16 protein-coding genes are annotated in these 23,081 nt (G+C 71.3%); all 16 read right to left on the bottom strand.

Annotation, left to right across the window (positions count from 1 at the left end):
• Window positions 1–9: 9 nt before the first annotated feature.
• Window positions 10–1,146 (bottom strand): PAAR domain-containing protein, encoded by a 1,137-nt coding sequence (locus DB32_RS44515; RefSeq protein WP_075097662.1) that lies wholly within the window; start codon window positions 1,144–1,146, stop codon window positions 10–12.
• Entirely contained in the window at window positions 1,143–2,414 is a 1,272-nt protein-coding gene (locus DB32_RS29225; protein ID WP_053235931.1) for a tetratricopeptide repeat protein, read from the bottom strand. The genes DB32_RS44515 and DB32_RS29225 overlap by 4 nt, the downstream gene beginning before the upstream one ends.
• Window positions 2,415–2,424: 10 nt before the next feature.
• On the bottom strand, window positions 2,425–5,094 hold the full coding sequence (locus DB32_RS29220) for a type VI secretion system Vgr family protein (protein WP_053235930.1): 2,670 nt from the start codon (window positions 5,092–5,094) through the stop codon (window positions 2,425–2,427).
• 57 nt (window positions 5,095–5,151) lie between these two features.
• A complete protein-coding gene (locus DB32_RS29215) occupies window positions 5,152–5,574 on the bottom strand; it encodes a hypothetical protein (protein WP_053235929.1) in 423 nt (140 codons plus the stop codon).
• Between the two features lie 74 nt (window positions 5,575–5,648).
• On the bottom strand, window positions 5,649–7,148 hold the full coding sequence (tssC, locus tag DB32_RS29210) for a type VI secretion system contractile sheath large subunit (RefSeq protein ID WP_053235928.1): 1,500 nt from the start codon (window positions 7,146–7,148) through the stop codon (window positions 5,649–5,651).
• Between the two features lie 25 nt (window positions 7,149–7,173).
• On the bottom strand, window positions 7,174–7,668 hold the full coding sequence (tssB, locus tag DB32_RS29205) for a type VI secretion system contractile sheath small subunit (protein ID WP_053235927.1): 495 nt from the start codon (window positions 7,666–7,668) through the stop codon (window positions 7,174–7,176).
• 112 nt (window positions 7,669–7,780) lie between these two features.
• Window positions 7,781–9,358: a type VI secretion system protein TssA gene (tssA, locus tag DB32_RS29200; RefSeq protein WP_053235926.1), complete on the bottom strand. Its 1,578-nt coding sequence runs from the start codon at window positions 9,356–9,358 to the stop codon at window positions 7,781–7,783.
• Window positions 9,355–10,260 (bottom strand): type VI secretion system-associated protein TagF, encoded by a 906-nt coding sequence (tagF, locus tag DB32_RS29195; RefSeq protein WP_053235925.1) that lies wholly within the window; start codon window positions 10,258–10,260, stop codon window positions 9,355–9,357. The genes tssA and tagF overlap by 4 nt, the downstream gene beginning before the upstream one ends.
• A 41-nt stretch (window positions 10,261–10,301) precedes the next feature.
• Complete coding sequence (gene tssM, locus DB32_RS29190; RefSeq protein WP_053235924.1) at window positions 10,302–13,955, bottom strand: type VI secretion system membrane subunit TssM; 3,654 nt, start codon at window positions 13,953–13,955, stop codon at window positions 10,302–10,304.
• 73 nt (window positions 13,956–14,028) lie between these two features.
• The gene (locus DB32_RS29185; protein WP_053235923.1) at window positions 14,029–14,679 is read right to left on the bottom strand and encodes a DotU family type IV/VI secretion system protein; all 651 of its coding nucleotides are present in this window, start codon (window positions 14,677–14,679) and stop codon (window positions 14,029–14,031) included.
• 28 nt (window positions 14,680–14,707) lie between these two features.
• Window positions 14,708–16,090, bottom strand: a complete 1,383-nt coding sequence (gene tssK / locus DB32_RS29180) for a type VI secretion system baseplate subunit TssK (RefSeq protein WP_053235922.1) — start codon at window positions 16,088–16,090, stop codon at window positions 14,708–14,710.
• The gene (tssJ, locus tag DB32_RS29175; RefSeq protein ID WP_053235921.1) at window positions 16,087–16,638 is read right to left on the bottom strand and encodes a type VI secretion system lipoprotein TssJ; all 552 of its coding nucleotides are present in this window, start codon (window positions 16,636–16,638) and stop codon (window positions 16,087–16,089) included. Before tssJ ends, tssK begins: the two co-directional genes overlap by 4 nt.
• The gene (locus DB32_RS48620; RefSeq protein WP_169791597.1) at window positions 16,635–18,053 is read right to left on the bottom strand and encodes a hypothetical protein; all 1,419 of its coding nucleotides are present in this window, start codon (window positions 18,051–18,053) and stop codon (window positions 16,635–16,637) included. Before DB32_RS48620 ends, tssJ begins: the two co-directional genes overlap by 4 nt.
• Window positions 18,054–18,106: 53 nt before the next feature.
• Window positions 18,107–19,057: a hypothetical protein gene (locus DB32_RS29165; protein WP_053235919.1), complete on the bottom strand. Its 951-nt coding sequence runs from the start codon at window positions 19,055–19,057 to the stop codon at window positions 18,107–18,109.
• 8 nt (window positions 19,058–19,065) lie between these two features.
• Window positions 19,066–20,376 carry a type VI secretion system-associated FHA domain protein gene (locus DB32_RS29160; protein ID WP_053235918.1) on the bottom strand — a complete coding sequence of 437 codons (1,311 nt, stop codon included), beginning with the start codon at window positions 20,374–20,376 and terminating at the stop codon, window positions 19,066–19,068.
• Between the two features lie 11 nt (window positions 20,377–20,387).
• Complete coding sequence (gene tssH, locus DB32_RS29155) at window positions 20,388–23,042, bottom strand: type VI secretion system ATPase TssH (RefSeq protein WP_053235917.1); 2,655 nt, start codon at window positions 23,040–23,042, stop codon at window positions 20,388–20,390.
• Between the last annotated feature and the right edge of the window lie 39 nt (window positions 23,043–23,081).

Here is a 23,081-nt window from a genome sequence, read left to right as displayed (position 1 = left end):
TGGCGATCGTCAGGCGCAGTTCGGTCGGCCGACGCGCTCCCCGAGCCAGCGCACGAACCGGAATCGGCTCGTGCACGAGCGCCGCGCGAACGACTCACGCAGATGCCCGAGGACCAGTGATGCGCTGGGCATCGAAGCGCCGCCGATCAGCACCGTCGACGAGCCCATCGACACCACACCCACGCCTGGCGCGATGCCCACGTCGGTGCCCAGCAGCGCCTTCAGCGTGGCGTTCATCGCGTCGCACGTCGCCTGCAGAGCCGCCATCGTGCCCGCGAGCGCTTCGCCGGCTGCCTGGGCCGCCATGCCCGAAGCCTCGGCTGCAGCGGCCGAAGCTTCGGCCTCGGAGCTCGCGTCGTCGACCTGCTCGCGCGCCTCCTCCGCAGCCGCCGAGCGTTCCTCGCCAGCGTGCTGGTGAGCGAGTGCGTTCGCCATTCCGACACCGACGTTCGCGACATCGCTGAGGACCGATCCGATCGTCGCCAGTGCGATCGGGTTGCAGTGCATCGTGATGTCGGAGATGCGCGCGGCACGCGCGCCGCCGATGAACACGTTGCGCGATCCCGTCATCACCTCGAACGCCGGGGCGAGGCTCACGCAAGTGAGCCCGATCCCCATGTCGCCGCAGCGCAGCGCCGGGAACCCTCCGATCAGCACGCTCACGCATCCCGCCGGGACGGGAAAGCCGAAGCTCGGCAGGGGGATCGGTGCTGCCGGGGGGATCCAGCTCGGCGGATGAAGGTGTCCGTGCGGCGTGCCGAGGTGCGGCGACATGACCGTCGCGGCGGGAAACGGAACCAGCTCCATGATCGACGGCACCGGAATCTGAGACATCGCGGTGTCGACGAGGTCGGGAATCGCGCTCGCGAGGCCAACGATTCCACCGGCGTATTGGGCGATCGCGCCCCACGTTCCCTGTTCGGGCGGCGGGGCGTCGGCGAACGGTGCGATGGTGCGATCGAGGCAGTCGGAGAGAACGTCGATCGGTACGAAGCCCGTGTTCGCGCCGATGGGGTGGCCTTCGCGCGGCGAGCGCAGCGGGATGTCCTCGCCCGGGCTGCGCACGCGGTCGCCCTCGGCGGGTGCTTCGTCACCCGACATCCACCCTTCGATCCGTGCCCAGCCGATGTCGTTGATGATCGTCATGCGAAGACTCCGCAGTCGCAGCTCGCGTGGCCGCGAGACAGCAGCGCTCGCACTTGACCGAGCGTCGCCTCGGCTCGACGCGCCTGATCCTGCATCCGCGCCTCTCGATACAGCGCAGCGAGCCGCTCGAGGATCGCGGCCCAGCGCGTGAAATATCGCTGCTCGCGTGAGAGCTCCGCGCCGCGCAGCCAAGTCGTCGCGGCGCCGCCGTAATCGCGCGCCGCGAGCTGCATCTGCCCCAGCTTCTCGGCGAGATCGCAGCGGACCACGCCATTCAGAGTCTGCGAGGCGATCTGGTCTGCGAGCGCATACCACTGGCGTGCCTCGGCGAGCTCCTGGCGGGCGGCGCACGTGTCGCCGAGGCCGATGGCCGCATTCAGCGAAATGCCTGGCAGCTGCGCGGCGGTCGCGACGACCATCGCTTGTTGATATCGAGCCTTCGCCTCCCCGAGCCGGCCCAACCGGCGAAGCGTGTCGCCTGCTCCCTGCAGACAGTAGGCCTGCGCCGCGGGATTCTCGCTCTCCACGAAATAGTTGTGGAGCGCGCCATATTTTGCGAGCGCCTCGTCGAGCCGGCCGTAGGAGAAATCGAGACAGGCGAGCTGGAGAATCGCCATCATCCGTTCGGGGCGAGGGACGCTCGGGTCTCGCGCTTCCTCCGCGAGCGAGTCGATCAGGGCCTTGGTGCGGAGGTCGACCTCGTAGATCGAGGCGCCTGCGAGCCGGTGCTGGTCGACGAACGGAACGAGAACCGGCGCCCGCGGATCGTCGCGAAGGATGAAGCGCGTACGGACCATCCAGGGCTCGACGTCTCCGCGGAGAAACAAGCCCGAAGCGATCTCGGCCCAGGCTCGCGGCTCTCGCACCGCGGACGGGAGGAGCATGAGGACGACGCGACCCTCGTCGGTCGGCGTGCACTCGCGGAGATACGCCGCGAGCTCTTGGAGCCGCCGGGTCGGCGGCGTCGCCGCATCGAGCACGAGCGCAGGAAGCGGCGGCGGCACCTCACTTCCCTCGGGGCGCTGACGGAGATCGTCGACCTCGGCGCGCACGTAGTCGACGATGGTCGTCACGTACTGGGCTGCCGAATCGACGGGGTGCGCGAATACGAGCACGAGGTCGTCCGGGCGCTCCTGACGCGTGCGCTCGGCGAGCTTGGCGAGGAGCGGAACTTCGGCGTCCCGCGCTCGTACGATGAGCGTGAGGTCGCGCCGTTGATCGCCGAAGTCGCGCAGGGTGCGATGGATGGCCGCGAGCTTTCTCTGCACGAGTCGCTCCTCAGTTGATGCGGACGAGCGCACCCGCGATGGTGTGCGTCCCCGTCGCGTTCGATTCGATGCGCGCGCCCTTCACGGTCACTCCGGTGGGCGCGGTCTCGACCGAGTTCGAGCCGCCTGACGCCACTGCGACCTTCGAGGGGCCGGAGATGCTCACTTCGCCGTTGGATTTGAGCGTGATGCTCGCAGCGCCGCAGACGAGCTTGAGCTCGGTTGCGGCGCCGATCTCGACCTTGTTGCCGGTGCTCAGGATCTGCACCTTGCCGGGGGCGCTGAGATAGCCGACGTCCTTCAGGTAGAGCTCGGTCTCGCCGCGCTGGACCTTGAAGTGCTCCGCCGCAACGATGTTGAGCTGCTTGTCGACTCGCACGCTGCGGTTTTGTTTGACGTGCAACACGTCGTGTTTCGAGATGAGGCAGTTCCGGCCATCCGCGAACCGCTCCGTCACCGGACCGTTCACCAGAAGGTTGCGTTCGTGCTCGACCTCCTTGTGCTCGCGACCCCCGATCTTCGTCGTCTGGTTCTCGCGGATGTGATCGGTCGCGTCCACGTCGACGCGCGTATTGCGGTTCCCGACGACGTGCACGTCCTCGTCGGCGTCGATGATCTTGTAGCGATCGCGCTTCACGTGGAGGTGCTGGTCCTGGCCGATCACCTCGCGTTGCGTCCCGTCCACCGTGTTCGTCTGGTTGCGCTTCACGTGGGTCGAGTGGTCGTGCTCGACGTCTTCCGCGAGGTCCCTCTGGGCGTGCAGATAGACTCGCTCGCTCCCCGCTTTGTCCTCGAAGCGCAGCTCGTTGAATCCGTCGCTGTTCATCGAGCTCTTGGTGCGCACGACGCTCTGCGTCTTGTCGTCGGGCAGCGTGATCGGTGGGACGTTGTTCGCGTTGTAGACGCAGCCGGTCACGAGCGGTCGGTCCGGGTCTCCGTCGAGGAACGTGACGACGACCTCCATGCCGATGCGCGGGATGAACATCGCGCCGAACCCCGCGCCCGCCCAGCTCTGCATCACGCGCACCCAGCACGTGCTGTCCTGGTCGTTGGTGCCGACGCGATCCCAGTGGAACTGGATGCGGATGCGGCCGTGCTCGTCCGTCCAGATCTCTTCGTTCGACGGACCCACGACGAGCGCGGTCTGGATGCCGTGGACGCGCGGCTTCGACGTGCGTTGCGACGGACGATGAGGGACCGACGACGGGATGCACACGAACTCGTTCGCGTACTCGAGGTCGCTTTCGCCTTCTCCATCCTGCGCCGCGTCGCCCGCGTGGAGATCGCGTCCGCGGTGGCGCACGGCGACCAGCAAGTACTCGCCGTCGAGCCCGGGCTCGGGGTGTCCCGACAGCGTGAACACCGTGCCGACGGTGAAGCCGGTGACCGCGCCGTCGCCGCGATATTCGAACGTCGTGAGCGCCTGTCGCTCTCTGCCGCGCTCGACTCGATACTTGAGGTCGTGAGTCGTGTATCGGCGGCCGTTCTTGTCGTAGTCGGCGCTGACCGTCCCGCCGTGCTCGTACTGCTCGCGATCCCGATCGCGTGCGTCGCGGCTCCGCTGCTCGCCGGAGAACGGGAGCGTGTCGGCCGTCCAGTCGAAGTCCGCCAGGGTGAGGCTCGTCGGGCCGAGCTGATCCGCCGCGGTGAGCGCGTAGACGGGCTCCGCGCGCGCGATGTCACCCCCGCGGTGCGCGACGAAGGGGACGTCGGCCGCGGTGGTGAGCAGATAGCAGGGCGCGTAGCTCGCGTTGTCGTCGACGACGACGAGCGTCTCGTGATCGCCATTCTGCTCGAAGAAGTAGGTGAGCCCTTCGTCCTCGCAGAGGCGATGGAAGAAGTCGAGGACGCTCTCCTGGTATTGGACGCAATACTCGCGCTTCAGATATTTCGCGGTCGCGTCGATGCGGAGCTCGCGTCCGTACTGCTGCAGCGAGGTCCCGACGAGCGCGTCGATCACCTCGAGCGACGTGAGGTTCTGGAAGATGCGGCTGTCGCGCACGTGCCGCAGGACGTCGAGCGCAGGGACGACCTCGATCGTCGTCGTGAGGTGACGCTCGCTGCGCTGTCCGTGCTCGACGCGCGAGACGAGCCCGTGAACGGAGCGACTGGTGTCCTGCCCGCGCTTGATCCGGATGCGGCAGTCCTGCCCGAGGAGGTCGTTCGGGAGCGCATCGACGTCGTCGGTGACGAGCAACAGGCGCGCTCGATAGGGGCGATTCAGCTCCTCTTCGATCTCGACCTCGCGAATGCGCCACCCCGCCTCCGACTGCGCCTCGCACTCGAGCTCGTACTCGACGCGGTGCTGCTCGGCCTCGCCGGTGATCGCCTCGATGATCGCTTCACCCGCTTCGACGAGCGCCTCGCCCGCCTCGTACGCGGCGGCCGCGATGCCGGTCGCCTGCTGCGCGACACCGAGCACCGAGCGCACCGCGGGGTCGGCCCCCGCGAGCCCTGCGACCTGATCTGCGACACCGAGCGCCGCGCCGGTCCCCTGGAGCGCGCCCATCGCGTCGATGTCGCCGGTCCCGCCGCCGCCCTCGGCCATCTGCTGCGCCATCTCGGCGCCGCGCGAGACGCCTTCGATCACCTCGTGGGCGGTCTCGAGACCTTCGCGGACCTCGTCCTCGGTCTGCTCTGCGTGCTCGGGGGCGGGCGTGTGCTCTCGGTCGTCGGCCATGTGCGCTCCTCGTCGGTGCGAGGTGCTCATCGGCGTGTCGCAGCGCGCGTTGCGTGCTCACGCCGGCGGCGGTGCCGCCGTGTCGACGAGCGCGACGGCGTGCCGCGCGTCGGGCGTGATCTCGATGCGGCGCACGCACGCCAGATCGCTCGTGCTCGCGAGGCGCTCCGCGGCGCGGCGCTCGAGCTCGTTGCGCAGCGCGATCCGCAGCCTCCGCACCGAGGGCTCGTCGCGATCCGGGATCGCTTCGAAGCCGAGGTGCTGCGCGACGAGGTGTGCGGTGCGCGCCATCTCGAGCGCGGCGAGCCACACCGCGTCGGGCTCGGGGGCAGGCTCGACGACCTCCGGCGGCGCGACGATCTCGGGAGGAGCCTCCCGGCGTGCATCGACGGGCTCGGGCGGACGACGCCGTCGCGCCGCGAGCACGAACGCCAGACAGACGAGCAGCAGGATCGCGATCACGATCGTGAGCAGCACCATCGTTCACCTCCACGCGACGAAGCCCCACGGATCGCTCGCGATCACGTGGGGCCTCCGATCGCGCGGTGCGCGACTCACTTCTTGTCGAGACGACCGACCAGCGAGAGCGTGAAGTCGGCGCCGGCGTACTTGAAGTGCGGCTGGAGCAGGATCTGGCACGAGTACCAGCCCGGCTGTCCGTCCACGTCCTTCACGACGATCTGCGCCTTGCGGAACGGGCGCCGCGCGCGGACCTCGGGCGCCGGCGACTCCATGTCCACGGCATACTGAGAGAGCCACTTGTTGAGGCCCTTCTCCATGTCCTCGCGCGACTTGAACGTTCCGATCTGCTCGCGCTGGAGCACTTTGATGTAGTGCGCGACGCGCGTGATCATGAACATGTACGGGAGCATCATGCCGAGGCGGAAATTGGTCTCCGCGGCTTTGCCCTCGGGCGTGTTCGGGAAGACCTTCGGCTTCTGCACCGAATTCGCGCTGAAGAACGCGGCGTTGTCGGACTCCTTGCGCCAGACGAGGCCGATGAACCCCTGCTCCGCGAGCTCGTACTCGCGACGATCGGTGAGCTGGATCTCGGTGGGGATCTTCGTCTCGATCGCGCCCATCGCCTCGAACTGATGGAGATGCATGTTCTCCACCGCGCCGCCGCCCTTCGGACCGATGCAGTTCGCCGCCCACTTGTAGCGAGCGAACGAGTCCGACAGACGCGCTGCGAGCGCGAAGCTCGTCGGGCCCCAGAGATAACGCTCGTGCTCTCCGACGACGTCTTCCTCGAAGTGGAAGGCCTTCACCGGGTTGGACTCGGGGCCGTACGGCAGGCGCATCAGCATCCGAGGCACGCAGAGGCCGACGTAGCGCGCGTCCTCGGTCTCACGGAACCCGCGCCACTTCGCGTACTGCGGGCCCTCGAAGATGCTCTGCAGATCCTTGAGCGCCGGGAGCTCGGTGTACGTCTCGACACCGAAGAACTTCGGGCTCGCGTTCGCGAGGAAGGGCGCGTGCGACATCGCGCCGACGGCGGCGCAGTTGCGCAGGAGCTGCACGTCCTGCGGGCCCGGGCCGAAGTCGAAGCTCGAGACCATCGTGCCGTAGGGCTTGCCGCCGAACGTGCCGTACTCCGCGGAGTACGCATGTCGATAGAGGCCCGACTTCGTGATCTCCGGCGCGTCCTCGAAATCCGTCGCGAGCTCGTCCTTGGTGCACGAGAGGATGTCGACGCGGCAATTCGCGCGAAAATCGGTGTTGTCGACGAGGTACTTGAGGCTGCGCCAGCTGCGCTCGATCGACTGGAATCGATCGTGGTGGAGGATGGCGTTCAGCTGCGCCGAGAGCTTTCGATCGATCTCCGCGATCATCATGTCGACCGCGAGCTTGTCGACCTTGTCGCCGGCGCTCGGCTGGGTGAGGCCTTGTTTCGTGAGGAGGTGAGCGAGGAAGGCCTCGACGCCCTTCTTCGCGATGTCGTAGCCGTCGTCGGTCGGTGCGATCTTCGTCTCGGCGAGGATCTCGTCGAGGACGGAGACCTCGCGCGTCTCGGCGTCGGCGGTCTGGGTCTGCGGGCTCAGCTGCGTGGACATGGCGTCTCCTGGTCGATGGGAGGGCTCACTCGCCCGTGTTCTCGAGGCCGAGCTCGGCGAGCAGCTTCGCGCGCGCATCCGGGTCGGCGATGCTCGAGGCGAGGCGCTTGCGGAACGCGGGGGCATTGCTCATCGGGCCCTTCAGCGCGGTGAGCGCCGCGCGCAGCTCGAGGAGCTGCTTCATCGCGGGGACCTGCTCCGCGATCTGCTCGGGCTCGAGGTCCTTCATCGAGCGGATCGCGATCTGGACCGGGAGCTCTTGGCCCTCGCGCCCCGAGAGGTGATCCGGGACGTTCAGCTCGAGCTTCACGTCCTGCTCGCGGAGGACGTCGTTGAAGTTGTCCTTGTCGATCGCGACCGGCTTCCGCTCCTCGATGAGCGAGTCGTCCGGGCGGCCGGTGAAGTCGCCGAGCACGAGCGTGCGGAAGGGCAGCTCCACGTCCTCCGCGACGTCTCCGGTGGCCGACTTGTACGTGATGTTGATGCGCTCCTTCGGCGCGACGCTCTGATCCTTCGACATCGTGGTGGCTCCTTGTTCGGGCGAACGGACGCGGGCGACGAGGCGAAGCACCTCGCGCTGACGGGCTCTTCATCGGAGGCTCGCGGCGCGCGTTGCGTGGCGCGCCGAAAAATCATCCGCGCGGCAGCGATGCGGCGGTCGCCGGGTCGAGCAGGCAGAGGCGCGCGTGCACGTCGGCGGGCGCGAAGGGGAGCGTGTTCTTCTCGGAGCCGGCGGCGCACGCGCGGAGGTAGAGCGCACACGCGCGCGCCGCGAGCGGGGCGTCCCACTCGGCGAGATCGCGCGCGATCGCGTCGCGATGGAGCTCCGCGGACAGCGCGAGCGCGACGGCAGGCGCCTTCGCCTCGAGGGCGAGCGCGGCGAGCTCCAGACGCGCGACGAACCGCTCGCGCGCGGTGGTCGCGAGCCGCACGGCGTGCTGCGCGCGACCGAGCGCGTCGCTGGTGCGACCGGCGCGGAGCGTCTCCTTCGCGTCGCGCAGCGTCACGTCGATCGGGCTCTCCGCGGTCTTGGTCTCGGCGCGGGGTCCGGCGTCGCCCGAGAGGGAGTCGAGCCACTCGCGCGTCGCCGGCGCGGCGAACGGCGTGCCGTCGGAGAACTCGATCTCGAGCACGCCGGGCAATCGCGCCACGAGCGCGCGCACCTCGTGCGCGTGGAGCTCCGCGACGTCGCGCGCACCTCGGGCGAGGAGCGCACGCTGGAGCGGGACGTGCGCGTCGAGCCAGAAGCGGTGCTTCTCGAGCGCACGCACGCAGAGGTCGATCGTGCGCATCGGGTCCGCGTCGTGCGGTGCGCGCTCGATCTCCTGGCGCATCGCGGCCGGCGGCGCCGGCATCGCGGTGCGGCGATCCTTCGTGATCGCGGGCGCTTGCGCGATCGGCAGGTGGAGCCCGGTGAAGAAGAGACGCAGCGCGGAGAGGTCGTTGGGGCTCGCGGCGCGGATGCTCTTCGCGGTCGAGACGAGCGAGCTCCCGACTTGCACGAGGAACTGCGGCACGCGGCTCGGCTCGTCCGTCGCGCTCGGCGCGGCGGCGGTGGGCGCGACCGTCGGCGCTACCGGCGCGCTCGCGGGCGTCGGCGTCGGCGGCGTGATCGCGGGCTGCGCCGCGGGCGCAGGTGCGATCATCGGCGCGGGCGTTTCGGGCGGGAGCGACATCGTCCACCGCTGCACGGCCTCCGCGAGGCGGTGCGTGCCCGGTGCGTCGTCGCCGAGACGCTCGGCCGCGTGTCGACGGAGCGCCGCCAGCGCGCTCTCGACCGCGACGAGGTGAGCGCGATCGCTCGCGCCGACCTGCACGGCGGCGGCCTGCTGCTCTGCGCGATCGAGGAACCACGCGAGCGCGTTCGCGCGTGCGCGCGGACGTGCGGGGTGGAACGCGTCGTAGCGCTCGAGCAGTGACGCGAGCAGCGCCGTGCCGAGCGCGAGACCGGCGACACCACGGCGCTGCAGCAGCGCGCCCGCGAGGTACGCGGCGGCCGCGAGATCTTTCGACGCGCCGAGGACGCTCGTCGCTTCGCGCTCGACCACGTCCCAGCGACACGGCCCGGCCGCGGGGGACTCGAGCTTCGCGATCTCTTCGCGAAGGCTCTGGTAGGAAGGAAGCGCGCGCGGATCGGGCCCAGCGGGCGCGCCGCCCGCGATCGGGCGAAGCCACGGCTCGAGGGTGGGGGTCAATGACTCGAGGCTCATCCGGGGCTCCTCTGGCTCTGGGTCAGCGCGTCGATCACCGCGACGAGCGGCGCGCTCGGCGGCGGCAGCAGCGGCTCGATCACGGTGCGCGCCTTCGCGCGCGCGGCTTGGCTCGTCGTCGACAGCGGCCAGATGCGCGCCGAGTCGACCGCGCATCCGGTGACCGCGTGCAGCGCCGACGAAGGCGGATCGCCGAGACACACGACGAGGCGTGCGTCGGCGCCGGTCGTCCACAAGCACGAGAGCGGACGATCGAGCGTCGGCAGCAGGCGGCGCGCGAGCTCGAGCCACGCCATCGCGTCGGTCGCGACCGTCACCGGGCACACCAACGCGGGCCCCTGCGCGCGGCCGACCTGCGCCGCTGCGACGCGCACCGTGTGGTACGCGTAGTGAGGCGCATCGCCTTCGCCGAACACGCGATCGTGGAAGTCGTTGGTCGCGGCGAGCTGCAGCGCTTGCGCTGCGCGCGCATACGCGTCGCGGGTGTCGGCGCCCGACGGGATCGCGATGTCCGCGAGCGAGCGCACCACCTCGACCAGCGGCTGCGTCGCGCCGAGCTCGAGCGCGCGTCGTGCGCTCCCGAGCACGTTCGACCACGCGAGCGGGACGGCGGGGAACACGCGCGAGAGGTCCGACGCCGGCACGACGCGCAGCGCGACCAGGGGGAACTCGCGACCGACACGATCCTGACTGCGGATCATCGTGCCGACGAGAGCGCGGTCGTTCGCGCTCCCGGAGAACACGAATCGCAGTCCCTGCTGTGGAATGGCGCGCACCCAGTTGGGCAGTCGAGCGACGGAGTCGCCGACCCAGCGAAAACACTCCATCGCGACGGGATCGCGCAGCTCGTGGCGCACGAAGTCGCCCTCGCGCGGTGTCTTTCCGAAGACCGTCCAGCTCATGGCCCGTGCTCTCCGTGCTCGTCAGTCGTCGACATCGGCGCTCAGCCGCCGACCGTGCACTCGCCGTCACGCGCGGTGATCACGCGCGGCGCCTGGACGCCCACCGCGCGCATCGGACCGAGCACGCGTCCCTGACGATCGTCCGGCGCGAAGAACGGGTTCTCCGCGCGCACCAGACGGACGTCGATCGTCACGTCGAGATCGTGGCCGGGCAGGTGCCACGTCACGGTGAACGTGCGCGCACCGGGCCCACCGCCGCCGATGCGCGCGGCGCGCTCCATCAGGCGGAAGAGTCCCCACTCGCCCTCCTGGCGCACGCGCTCCTGCAGGCCGTTCGCGCCGAGTACCTCGATCGACGCGCCCGCGTCGGGCCGCTCGCCGGGCCACACCACGCGCGTCCAGCTCTCCGGGCCGTTGCGATAGTCGATGAGCGTTCCGCCCGACGCGAAGCGAACCGACGCCGCGCCCGGCACGGGGTGCACGCGCACGTCCATCTCGACGCGCGGATCGGTCGCGCCCGGCGGGAAGAACGCGCTCGTGATCGTCTGGCTGCGCTCGAGGAAGAGCGGCAGCGTGCTGCGATACACGCTGCCCGCGTCGCGCCCGAGGCGAGTCGCGAACACGTAGCGCGCGCCGTCGCGCTCGACCTGCGACGTGAGCGACTGCTCGTAGAAGGTCCAGACGGTTCCGCTCGCCGGGCGATAGAACGCCGCGAAGTCGGCGATCGCGGTGTCGTGGCCCGCCGGCGCGAACGGATACCGCCCGGCGAGCGTGGAGAAGAACGGCACCGCGACCGACGAGCACCAGGCGCGCGCGGTCGAGCCCGCCATCGACTCGCTGGACGTCGTCGCTGCGCCATCGATCGGCGGCCAGAGCAGCTGCTCGAAGAAGGGACGCCACCCGACCGGCTGCTCGGCAATCAGCGCCTGCACGCGGGTGCGCGCGGTCTGCAAGCGCGAGACGAGCTGGGCGCCGGTCGACGGGTCGTCGCGATGCGTCGCGAGCGCGTCGCGGAGGAACACGAGCTGCTCCTGATAGACGTCCAGCCCGACCGGCGGCGGCGTGCCGCTTTCGACCGGCGGCGCGACGCCGAACTGCACGAGCCCCTCGAACGCGCTGCGGACGGAGTCGCCGGTGAGGCGCGCGGCCGGCGGCGTGGGCGAGGCGTCGGTGAGCGTGTCGCGCGCGGCGTCGACCGCCTGGTTGCCGACGCGGCCACGTACGGTCTGTTCGAGCGAGGCGAGCAGGCCCTGCGCGGCACCGTTCGTCGCGGGAGGCGGCTCCGGCTCGACGAGCTGGAGGTTGTGATCGATCGCGGCGACCAAGCGGCCGAGCGGCGCGGGACTGCCACGCGTGAGGTCCTCGAGCAGCGCGAGCGCCTCGGTCTCGTCGTGCGCGGTCTTGGTGCGCAGGCCTCGCACGAACTGCTGCCACTCGTGCACGTACGCCTCGAAGTACTGGGCGCGGAGCTCGTCGCGCATCGCGCGGCTCCGCTCGTCGGCGTCGCCGTGGATCGGACCGAGCACCCACGCCGCACCCGCGCGGCGTGCGCCGGCATCGTCGATGCGCTGGCGGATGTGCTCCTCCCACGCCCGCCGGGTGAACGCACCGCGCACGTGGGCGCGCGCGCTGAGCGCCGCGCCGGTCGCGCCGATGAGGCGCTGCAGCGTGAGGTCGTATCCGCGACCCTCGGTCTCGCGCACCAGCTCGGCGAGCGCGACCTGGCTCGCAGGCAAGCGCGAGAGCGCGAGGCGCGCGCGGCGCACCGCGTCGTCGTCGCGCGTCACGTAGAGGGCGGGGCTCTCTGACGCGAGCTCGAGATAGAAGCGCGCGTGACGCGCGAGCATCGCGCCGTCCGCGTCGCGCGCCGCGCTGCTCGACTCGGCCCAGAGCGCGGCGAGCGCATCGACGAGCCGATCACGATCGACGTCGCTCGTCGCGGGCTCGTCCGCAGCGCGCGGCATCGTGAGGCGCAGGTGCCGCTCGAGCGCGGCGTAGAAGCGCTGGTGCTCCTCCGCGCTCGGTTGCGCATCGAGCTCCTGCTCGAAGCGACGTCCCCACGTGTCGAGCGCGCTGGCTTCGCGACGCACGAGCGGCGCGACGACACCCTCGCGCATCGCGCGCGCGTACGCCTGCGTCGTCGGCTGCACGAGCGGCCCGCCGCTGTAGAGCCCGAGGCGCATCAACCACGGCGGACCCGCGGCGTCGTAGGACCGCAGCTCGTCGGCGCGCCCGCGCAGTGCCTCGAGCGTGCTCGGCGCGAGCGGCGCTGCGAGCGCCTCGCCGTCCTTCGTGCTCTCGCCGACGGCGCGCAGCAGCTGCGCGGTGTCGCGCACCATCTCGCGGTTGAGGCGCCACGAGACCGCGCTGCCCACGAGCGCGAGCCCGGCCGTCGCGCAGAGCGCGAGGCCCGACGCGACCTGCACGATCTGGCGACGTCGCGCGCTGAGCTCGGTCGGCGCGACCAGCTTCGCGTCGGGGAAGAGGACGTCGAAGAAGACCTTGGTGAGGAAGTAGCTCTTCGGCTCGAGCACCGGCTCCGGGAGCGCGAGGTGCGACGGCAGGTTCGCGGCCTCCGCGAGACGGCCCAGCAGGCGATCGATCGGCGTGCCCTCCTGCGTGCCGCTCGTGAAGTACGTGCCGCGCAGCACCGGCGACTGGCGGTACACGTTCGGCTGAAAGAGCTCGACGAGGAAGTGCGTGAGCGGCTCTCCGAGCGTCGCGAGCTGGCTCGGGAAGCCCGCCATGAGCTCGCGCGTCTCGAGGCGTCGCTCGTGGCCGATGCGCGTCATCACCCGCTGCCGCGCGCTCTGCACGAGCTCCGCGAACCGTGCGTCGACGGTGGGCGCGAGCTCGAGCCCGAGCTCGCGGAACGGCAGGGTGTAGCCCCAGAGCTGACCGCGCTCCGAGCGCGGCAGCTCGGCGAACGTCTCGACGAACCCGGGCACGAGATCGCACTTCGTGACGAGCACGTACACCGGCAGCGCGATCCCGAGGCGCGACATCACCTCGTCGATGCGCTCGCGCACTCGCGCCGCGAGCACCACGCGGCCTTCGTCGCCGGTCGAGACGAGGTCGTCGACGCTGACCGCGACGAGGATCCCATTGAGCGGCTGACGCGGGCGGTGCCTCTTCAGGAGATCGAGGAACGCGAACCACTCCTGATCGTCCTCCTGCGTCGTCCAGCGGCCCGCCGTGTCGAGGAGCACCGCGTCGTTGGTGAGCCACCAGTCGCAGTTGCGCGTGCCGCCGATGCCCTTGATGCTGCCGCGCGACTGGCTCGGCACGTACGGGAAGGGCAGGCCCGAGTTGCGCAGCGCGGTGCTCTTGCCCGCGCCCGGCGGGCCGATGATCACGTACCAGGGGAGCGCGTAGAGCGCGCCGGCGCCGCCGCCCTTCAGCTTCGACGTCTTGAGCGCTGCGACCGCCTTGTGGAACTCGGCGGTCATGCTCTCGATCTCGGCCGCGAGATCGGGCCGCATGCTGTCTTGGGCGCTCGCGGCCTGGGCCATGAGCGCACGCTCGATCTGTCCGGCCTTCCGCTGCGCGAGGATGCGCCGGACCACGAGCACGAACGCGATCCCGATCAGCGTCAGGACCGTGAGCAGGAGCGGGATCCACAGCGGGAGCTCGAGCAGCCACGCCGCGATCCAGGCGAGCACGAGGAGAAGCCCCGCGATGACGAGTGCGAGCATCGGTGTCGTCCTTCCGTGCTGCTCGCATCGGCCCGTCGTCGCGCGCGTTGCGTCGAGTCGGCGAGATCGCGCGTCAGCCGCCGAGGACCGGGTGGATGCGGTACGTCAGGTCGACGAACACGCCGGTGTAGAAGACGCACGCGAGCAGCAGCGCGGCGACGCCGATGCCCAGGACGATCCAGCCCTCGGTGCGCTGCGCGATCGCGTCGCGCGGGCGCGTGCCGCTGGGCGAGAGCGCGCTCTCGCGGATCACCCCGAAGCGCTCGAGGTCGAGTCGCACCGAGTCGGTGAGCTCCTGGAGCGCGAGCTCGCCGTGCACCGCGTAGCGACCGCGGAACCCGAGTGTCAGCGCGAGGTAGTAGACGGCGAGCACGCGCGCGCGCGTCGAGTCGCGTCGCAGCGCGTCGAGCTTCACGAAGAAGGTCTCGCCCGCCGTGTTCTCGCCGAACAGCGAGAGCTGCAGCTGCTCGCGCATCCACTCGTAGGCGAGCGATCCGCCGCGCGCGAGCACGACCTCGTCGATCAGCGCGACGAGCGCGAAGCCGATCTCGTCGAGATCGCGCGAGTCGATGCTCTGTTGCTCGCCGAGCTTGCGCATGCGCCCGAGCGCGCCGCGGAAGAGCGAGCGCAGCTGCGCCGCGTCGAGCGCGGAGCCGGGCGGGCACTGACGGACGTAGCGCACGAGGCGCAGGGTCTCTTCGAGGATGGGGAGAATCTCGTTCATGATCGGGCCTCGAGGTATGAGCGCGTGCTCATGCACGCGCGTGGGGGGAAGGCCCCGCGGGCTGCGCGCCGCGCGGGGGAAGCGCGAGGAGCGAGACGCGCGTGTGCCGCGCCTCGAACGGGCGCGGGAGGAACACGGCGATCGCGCGCTCCTTCGCGATCTCCGACCAGTACGAGCCGCGCGCCTCGATGGTGAAGTAGACCTCGCCCGCCTTGACCGGCACCTCGGGGGGAGGGCGGTGCGCGATCTCCAGCTTCGCGCCCGGCATCGCGGCGTTCACGACCTGCGTGACCTGCTGCCACGACGCGACCTTGCCGATCGACGGCAGCAGCGTCGCGACGTCCTTCGCGGGCACGCTGGTGCGCACTGCGAGGAGGAAGCGATCGCAGCGCGCGACGCGCTCGTCGATCTGCCCGAAGTGCATGCCGTCCTCGCGGCCCTCGAGATCGATCACGAGACAGGTCTCGCGATGCGTGTCGCCGAGGATGCGCTCCAGACGGTCGAAGAGCGGCCGGAACGTCGCGCGGAGATCGAGCGGATCGAACTCGGGGACGTCGAGCGACGCGTCGATGGTGAACGCGGAGAGCGCGCCCACGAGATCGAGCAGACGCACGTAGAGCTCGCGCGGCGCGCGATCGCCGCTCTTCGCGAAGTGCGTCAGCGCGGGGAGGGCGGCACCGAGCGCGTGGAGCAGCACGAAGCGCGTCACGTCGGTGGCGTCGGCCTCGACGGTGTGCGCGTCGCGCTCGCGCCGTGCGTCGAGGAGCGCGCGACGTCGCGTGTGCATCCGCTCGACGAGCCGCTCGAGCCAGGCGGTGAGGACGGGCGACGCGCCGATCTGCAGCGAGGGCGGCACGTAGCTCTCGTCGAGCACGTAGCGTCCCTGCGACTCGCGGCGGACCTCGGCGATCTTGATCGCCTCGAGATCCTCGCGCGGCTCGTGCCCGAAGACGAAGCGCACGTTGCGCAGCGCGAGGTCGACCTCGGCGGGCTCGCCGCCCGAGGTGATCACGTCCGCGATGCGCCGCGCGTGCGCGGTGTAGCGGGCACGCGCGCCGACCTGGGCCTGACCTTCGCGCTCGCGCGGCAGCGCGACGTACACGTCGAGCGTCGCGCGCTCTGCGCTCAGCCCTTCCACCGGGCGCGACGGCGGGGCCTCGGGGTGATCGGCGTCCATCGCGAGCACGCCGCCGTCGGGCATCACGCCGACGAACGCGTCGAGCCGCACGGTCCCCTCGCCGAGCGCGTGGCGATCGAGCGCGCAGCGCACCACGCCCCAGTTGTTCGGCTCGAGCGCATCGAGGCGCTGCACGACGAGCGACTCGTGATAGCGGTCGGACTGTTGGAGGTGCTGGGGCCCCATGAGAAGGCCCTCGGTCCAGAGCACCTTGAGCTGCGTCGAGCGGTTCATCCGCGGGTCTCCGTGGTTCGGCGTGACGTGGTGCGACGAGGCGTGCTGCGGCGAGGCGTGATCGCCTCGACGCGGTAGTCGTCGAGGCGGAGGAGGAGACGGCCCGGCTCGAGCGCGGGACAGCTCTCCTCCGACCGTTCGCTGCGCGTCATCGGCACGACCGCGCGCCAGGTGCGTCCCGCGGGCTGCCTCACGATCACGACCGCGACGATCGCCTGCGCCTCCGGCGACGGATGCAGCTCGCGCGTCAGGCGGGCCTCGGGGTAGACGGTGAGCGTCTCTTCGGAGACGAGCGCGTCGCCGAGCACCGTCGCGGCGTCCTGCCAGACGTCTTCGAAGGACGCCATCTCGAGCGCGCTCGCGTCGCGCACCTGATAGAGGCGCAGCTCGGTCGGCAGCGCGCGACCCTCGGCGTCGGGGTTCATGCGCGGCGTCGCCTCGATCGTGAGCGCGATGGGTGCGGGATCGCCGCAGTCCGGGCGCGGCTCGGGCGTGCTCGCGCAACCCAGCGCGAGCAGCGTGAGGACGTGGATCGCGGGTCGTGTCACGGGAGCAATCCCCTTTCTGCGGCGAGCTCGTCGAACGCTCGCTGCACACGCTCGTCGGACCACTGACGTCCGAGGCGGTACTCCTGGATGCCGGCCTCGAGCTCGGCGGCGCTGGTCGCGCGCGGGCGGCGCGGATCTCCGTCGAAGAAGAACGCGTCGCGGGCGCGACCGGGCGCGCCGTGGAAGCAGCGCCCGATGCGCGCGAGCATGCGCGCGCGCTCGATCCCGGCGAGATCGCGCACGCCGATCACGGCGGCGAGCGCGTGCTCGAAGTTCGAGAGCTCACGCAGACGCGAGCTGATCGGGTCGGCGATCTCGAGCACGCGCGCGTAGCGCACGCGACCCACCGACTCGGCCGCCGCGCGGGCGTACCAGCCGTAGTAGTTCTCGGCGACGTCGCCGACGCCGAGATAGTGCGCGAGCGAGACCGCGCCCGCGTCCCCACCACCGAAGCGCTCGAGCACGCGCTGCACGTCGGGCCGCTCGCGTGCGATCGCGCGCGCCGTCGTAGTCATGCGCGCGCCTTCGCGCGAGGCGCGATCGAACCCGATGCCGTGGTCGCGCTCGTAGCGGCGGAGGAACGCGTCGCGCACCTCGCGACGGCGCAGCACGAGCGTGTCGGCGAGCTCGGCGAGCGCCTCCGCCGGCAGGCCGGTGGAGCCCGCGAAACGGCGGCCGTGGCGCGCGATCAACGCGCGGCGATCGCCGCTCGCCGCGAGCGTCTGCGCGTCGCGCACCTGCGCCGCGTCGAGGCCCGCACGCGACGCGGTGTCGCTCGCGGCGCGACGCTCGACGACGATCTCGTACCACGCGCCGAGGGCCTCGCCGCGCCGCTGCATGAGCCCGATCTCGAGCCGTCCGATGCCGATCTCCGCGAGCTGCGCGTCGGTCAGGCGCGAGAGGTGGAAGAGGTGATCGCGGATGGTGAGCTGCGCGACGCCGTACGACGCACGGTGATCGACGCCCGCGGTCGTGCGCAGCGACGAGAAGCGCGCGCCGGCGGTGCCCGACTCGGCGCGTCGGTTCGCGTCGACCGCGAGGTAGAACGCGTCACGGTCCTCACCGCCGAGGCGTGCGTCGGTGATCGTGCCGAGCAGGCCCTCTTCGCGCGGGGCCTCCGGCACGGGCGCGACTCCGTCTGCTGCGGCTGCGCGGCGTCCGGGGGCGTTTCCGACCGCGACGTATCGCTCGGCCTCGAGCTCCGCCGCGACGAGCGCGTTCGGGAGATCGCGCGGCGCATCCCAGGCCTCGTCGTCGAGATCGGCGCGCACGTCGAACTCGGGCTCCTGCTCCGGCTCCGGCTCGGCCGCGGGCACGTCCCACGCGGGCGCCCAGGGCTCGAGCATCACCCCGAGCCCGGCGCCGAGCACGATGGCGCCGAGCGACGCGCACGCGATCACGATCATGGAGCTCATCCGCAGCGTCACCGCTCGTCCGTCCTCGCGCGCTCGTCGTCGCGCCGAGGTGCTCATCGAGCGACGTCGGCGCGCGTTGCGTGCTCAGCGATGCGACGTGCGCGTGCGACGATCTCGCCCCGCGCGGGGCTCGCGCGGCGGGGCGCGAGGGGGCCGCGATCGGCGCGGAGGCGGACGCCCGTCGGCGTGAGCCGGCGAATCCCGTCGGCGTCGTGCGTGGCGCGCGGCGGTGCATCGGGATCGGCGGCGTCGATCTCGCGCACGGTGAGGTGCTCGCGCAGGACGACCGCGTGTGGGTCCTCGTCGAGCACCGCGGTGCGCACGGTGCGGATGGTCCAGCCGTCGTCGGCGTGCTGCTCGGCGCGGTGGCGCAGGACGATGCGCGCGGGCGCCTGGCATCCGACCTCGGGCTCGTCGAGCGCCGCGGGGACCAGCGCGCCTCCGGAGCGCACGAGCAGATCGGCGACGCGATCGCCCGCGAGCTCGCTCTCGATCGACACCACGATCGCGTCGTCGGTCCGCAGCACGCGCGCCTCCGCGTGGTCCGCGGAGCCCGCGTGACGACCGATCGCCTGCACCTCGAGGCCGAGCGTGGTGCGACGCACGAGCGCGAGCGGGCCGACGTGGAGCCCCGCGGCCGTCGTGTGCGTCGCGACCCAGAGCACGTCGTCCTCGCCCTCGCGGTGCAGGCGCGCGACGATGCGGGGCGCGATCGGGTGCAGCGTGCCGAGCGCGCGCGGTCGGTCGCTCGCGCACTGCGGCTCTTGCGGCGGCGTGCGAGCGAGCAGCTCTTCGCACGACGAAGGACGCCCTTCTTCGTCGTCGGTGAGCAGCGCGATCCACTCCGCGTCGGTCGGCTCGGGCACCTCGATCGACTCGCCGCCGGCGCTCGGCGCCGCGCGGCGCGCCTCGTGGCACACCGTCGTCGGAAGTGGACGCATCGGTGCTTCGCACGCTGCGAGCGCGCCGAGCATCAGGACCATCATCGCGACGCGCGGCGCCATCGCGTGCCTCATCGGATGCGCGTGACCGGGATCGACTGCTGCTCCGGCACCGTCGTCGGCGGCGGCGGAGGGGGCGCCGCATCGCGCTGTTGCGCGCGCCGTCCCGTGATCGCGAGGTACGCGCGGCTGAACCGCGCGCCGAAGACGTGACGCGCGAACCGGTCGCCCTCGGCGAGATCCGCGTGCACGCGCGTGTAGAGGTCCCAGAGGCTCGCGCCGCGCAGGGGCAGCAGATCGAGCAGTCCTCCGCCCTTCGCGCGCGCGCCGACGGCCTGCGGTGAGATCTCTTCGATCAACGAGCGCACGCCCTCTCGCGTCGCGCTCACCATCGCGATCTGGTGCATCGCGAGATCTGCGAAGACCCGCGTCAGCGCGCCGACGCGCTCTTCGCCGTCCACGCGGAAGTCGCAGAGATACGCGAGGATCTCCTGACCCGACTGCGGCACTCCGTCGCCGCTGCCGAGCCCGAGCTCGCGCGCGACGTGCTCCTTCGCCCGCATCAGCTCGAACAGCGACTGCGCGAACGTCTGCAGCAGCGCGGCGACGCGCGCGAGGACGCGCGCATCATCGACGTCCTCGCCGTGCGGGCCGGTGAGCGGGACACCCGCGAGCTTCTCGAGCCACTCGCGCGCGGTGACCTCCTTGACGCTCATGCCGTCGACGCCGTGTCGCGCCGCGATCTCGACGTACTCCGGCAATCGCGAGAGCTCGGGGAGCTCGCGCGCGAGCTGCGGGATGATCTTCTGGCGCGATGCGGACGGCAGGCTCTCGATCTGATCCGCGAGCACCTCGAGGTAGGCCCGTCGCGCAGGCTCCACTGCGGCGAGAAGCGTCCGCAGGTACTGCAGCTGGCTCATCGCGCTGCTGGCCAGCGCCGTCTGCGCATCGTTGCCGACGCCCTCGGTCGCGAGGTCGTCGCCGCTGATGCGCGTGACGTCGATCATCGAGATCGCAGTGCGCAGATCGTCGGGCATCGCACCGCCCATCGCGACGCGCCGCGAGCGGCGCTCGCCATCGGCCGCGCGGCTCACCCGGAGGACCACGGGGCCGACCTCGACACGCGTCTCCGCGTGCACCGCGACCGCGTGGTGCGCCGCGACGCGCTGCATGTCGACGACGCTGCCGTTCGACGAGCCGACGTCGGTGAACCAGACGTGGTGCTCGTCGAACGCGAGCTGCGCGTGCCACTGCGAGACGCTCGGCTCGTCGAGGAGCAGGTCGTTGAGCGCGTTGCGCCCGATGCGGATCGGCGAGATGCGGAAGAACGCCTCTTCGTCGACGCCGGTGCGCGGGTCGTGGATGGCGACGCGGAGCTCCATGACGTCGCTCCTCAGCGCGTGGTGATCGACACGTCGCCGGACTCGGCGATCGCGACGTCGACGTGGGTGAGGTCCGCGCCGTCGCCGCGCGCGACGAGCAGCTCGGTCGCGAGCGGCACGAGCACCGCGCGCTCGAGCATCTGGCGCACGTAGCGCACTCCGCCCTCGATCTCGCTGCAGCGCGCGACGACGCGATCGCGCACTGCGGCGGCGAAGGAGACCTCCACGTCGTGCGCCGAGCGAACCCGCGTGGCGACGCGCGCGAGCTCGATGTCGACGATGCGGCCGAGCGTGCTCTCGCCGATCGGCGCGTACGGCACGACGGTCATGCGGTTGAGCAGCGCGGGCTTGAAGTGCCTCGCGAGCGCCGGGCGGATCGCCTCCGTGACCTCGTCGATCGACTTGCCCTGCGCGTAGAGCTCGACGACGCGATCCGACGCGAGATTGCTCGTGAGCAGGATGCAGGTGTTGCGGAAGTCGATCTGTCGTCCCTCGGCGTCGCTGAGCACGCCCTTGTCGAACACCTGGTAGAAGGTGTTCATCACCTCGAGCGCGGCCTTCTCGCACTCGTCGAGGAGCACGACCGAGTACGGCCGCTGGCGCACGGCCTCGCTGAGCTCGCCGCCTTCTCCGTACCCGACGTAGCTCGGCGGCGAGCCGATGAGGCGCGTCGCGGTGTGCGGCTCCTGGTACTCGCTGAGGTTGATCGTCGTGAGGAACCGCGAGCCGCCGAAGAGCAGATCGGCGATCGCGTACGCGGTCTCCGTCTTGCCCACGCCGCTCGGGCCGACGAGGAGGAGCACGCCCATCGGCGCGTCGGGGTTGCGCAGCCCCGCCTGCGCGACGCGCAGCGACGCGGCGACGCGATCGAGCGCGGCGTCCTGACCGAGCACGCGCGTGCGCAGGCGCTCACCCAGCGTGAGCACGGCCTGGCTCGTCGCGCTCTGCATCGCGCCGACGGGCACTCCGGTCCAGAGCTCGACGGTGCGCGCGATCGCCGCGGCGTCGACGTCGATCGCGACCAGCGGCTCGCTCGCACACAGCGCGCGCAGGGCGTGCATCGCCTGCTTCGCATCGGACTCGAGCGCGTCGATGCGGTCCGCCGCCTCCCGGTCGCCGTCGTCCGCCTCGTTCGCCGCCTCGTGCATCGCGCGTCGCGCGCCCAACGCGCGCTCGAGGGCCTCGCGCTGTGCCGCCCAGCGCGCCATCAGCTCCGAGCGCGCTCCCTCGAGCTCCGAGATGCGGCGCTGCAGCTGGATGAGCTCGGTCGCGCGCTGTGCATCGTGGTGATCGACGAGGTCGCGCGCGATCGCTTCCTTCCGGCGCGTCGTGGACGCGATCTCCGCGTCGAGCGCGACGATCTTCTCGGGACGCGCGCTGCGCTCCACGCGCACGCGTGCCGCAGTGGTGTCGAGGAGATCGACCGACTTGTCCGGGAGCTGACGGCCCGTGATGTAGCGATGCCCGAGGCGCACCGCGGCCTCCACCGCTTCGTCGCGGATGATCACGTCGTGCGCGTCCTCGTAGATCGTGCGGAGCCCGCGCACCATCCCGATCGCGACGTCCTCGCTGGGCTCTTCGACCTTGATCGGCTGGAACCGACGCTCGAGCGCGGCGTCCTTCTCGAAGTACTGCTTGTACTCGGCCCACGTCGTCGCCGCGATGGTGCGCAGCTCACCGCGCGCGAGCGCCGGCTTGAGCAGGTTCGCCGCGTCGGCGCCGCCCTTCTGGTTGCCCGCACCGATGAGCGTGTGCGCCTCGTCGATGAAGAGCACGATCGGCGTGGTGGAGGTCTGCACCTCGTGGATCACGCTCTTGAGGCGCGCCTCGAACTCGCCCTTCACGCTCGCGCCCGCCTCGAGCGACCCGAGATCCAGGCCGCGCAGATCGACGGTGCGCAGTGACTCGGGCACCTCACCCGCGACGATCGCGCGCGCGAGCCCTTCGACGAGCGCCGTCTTCCCGACGCCCGGCTCGCCCACGAGGATCGGGTTGTTCTTGCGGCGACGGCAGAGCACGTCGATCACCTGACGGATCTCGCGCTCGCGGCCGAACACCGGGTCGATGCGCCCCGCGCGCGCGGCATCCGTGAAGCTGTGCGTGAACCGCGAAAGCGCGCTCCCCGGGCCCGGCGCGCCTTCGACGCGCGGATCGCTCGCCGCCCGCTCGCTCGTGCGTGCAGGGACGGCCTCGGTCGACTCCGGCGTGATGCTCAGCGCGTCGGATGCGCACGCGCGAAGCGCGTCGGTCGAGATGCCGCTCAGCGTGGCGACGGTCTCCGAGAGATAGCGTCCACCGCCGAGCACGATCTGCGCGAGCAGCGCGCCCGAGCGCAGCGCGGTCTCGCCCCACTCGAGCGACGCGAGCACCCACGCGTCCTCGAGCCAGCGCACCAGCGAGTCGGAGATGCGCGGCTTCGACGCGCTGCCCGCGCGGAACGTGCGCAGGGACTGCTCGAGCTCGCTGCGCAGCTTGCGCGGATCACGATCCAGCGCGCGCAACAGCACCTCGGTGTCGCCGCCGTGCTCGGCGCTCATCGCGAGGAGCACGTGCTCGGGCATGATCTCGGGATGTTGTGCCTCGACCGCCTTGCCGACGGCTTGCTCGAGGTATCGCTTCGCGGTCGGCGTCAGGCGCGCGACGACCTTCTGGGGGTGCACTCGCATGGGGTTGTCTCCTGAGCCGCGTCATCGATCGCGCGGCGA

This window comes from Sandaracinus amylolyticus, assembly GCF_000737325.1.
In the GTDB taxonomy this organism is placed as follows: domain Bacteria; phylum Myxococcota_A; class Polyangia; order Polyangiales; family Sandaracinaceae; genus Sandaracinus; species Sandaracinus amylolyticus.
The sequence above is the reverse complement of the archived record's forward strand: the minus strand, read 5'-3'. Positions and strand labels throughout refer to the sequence as shown.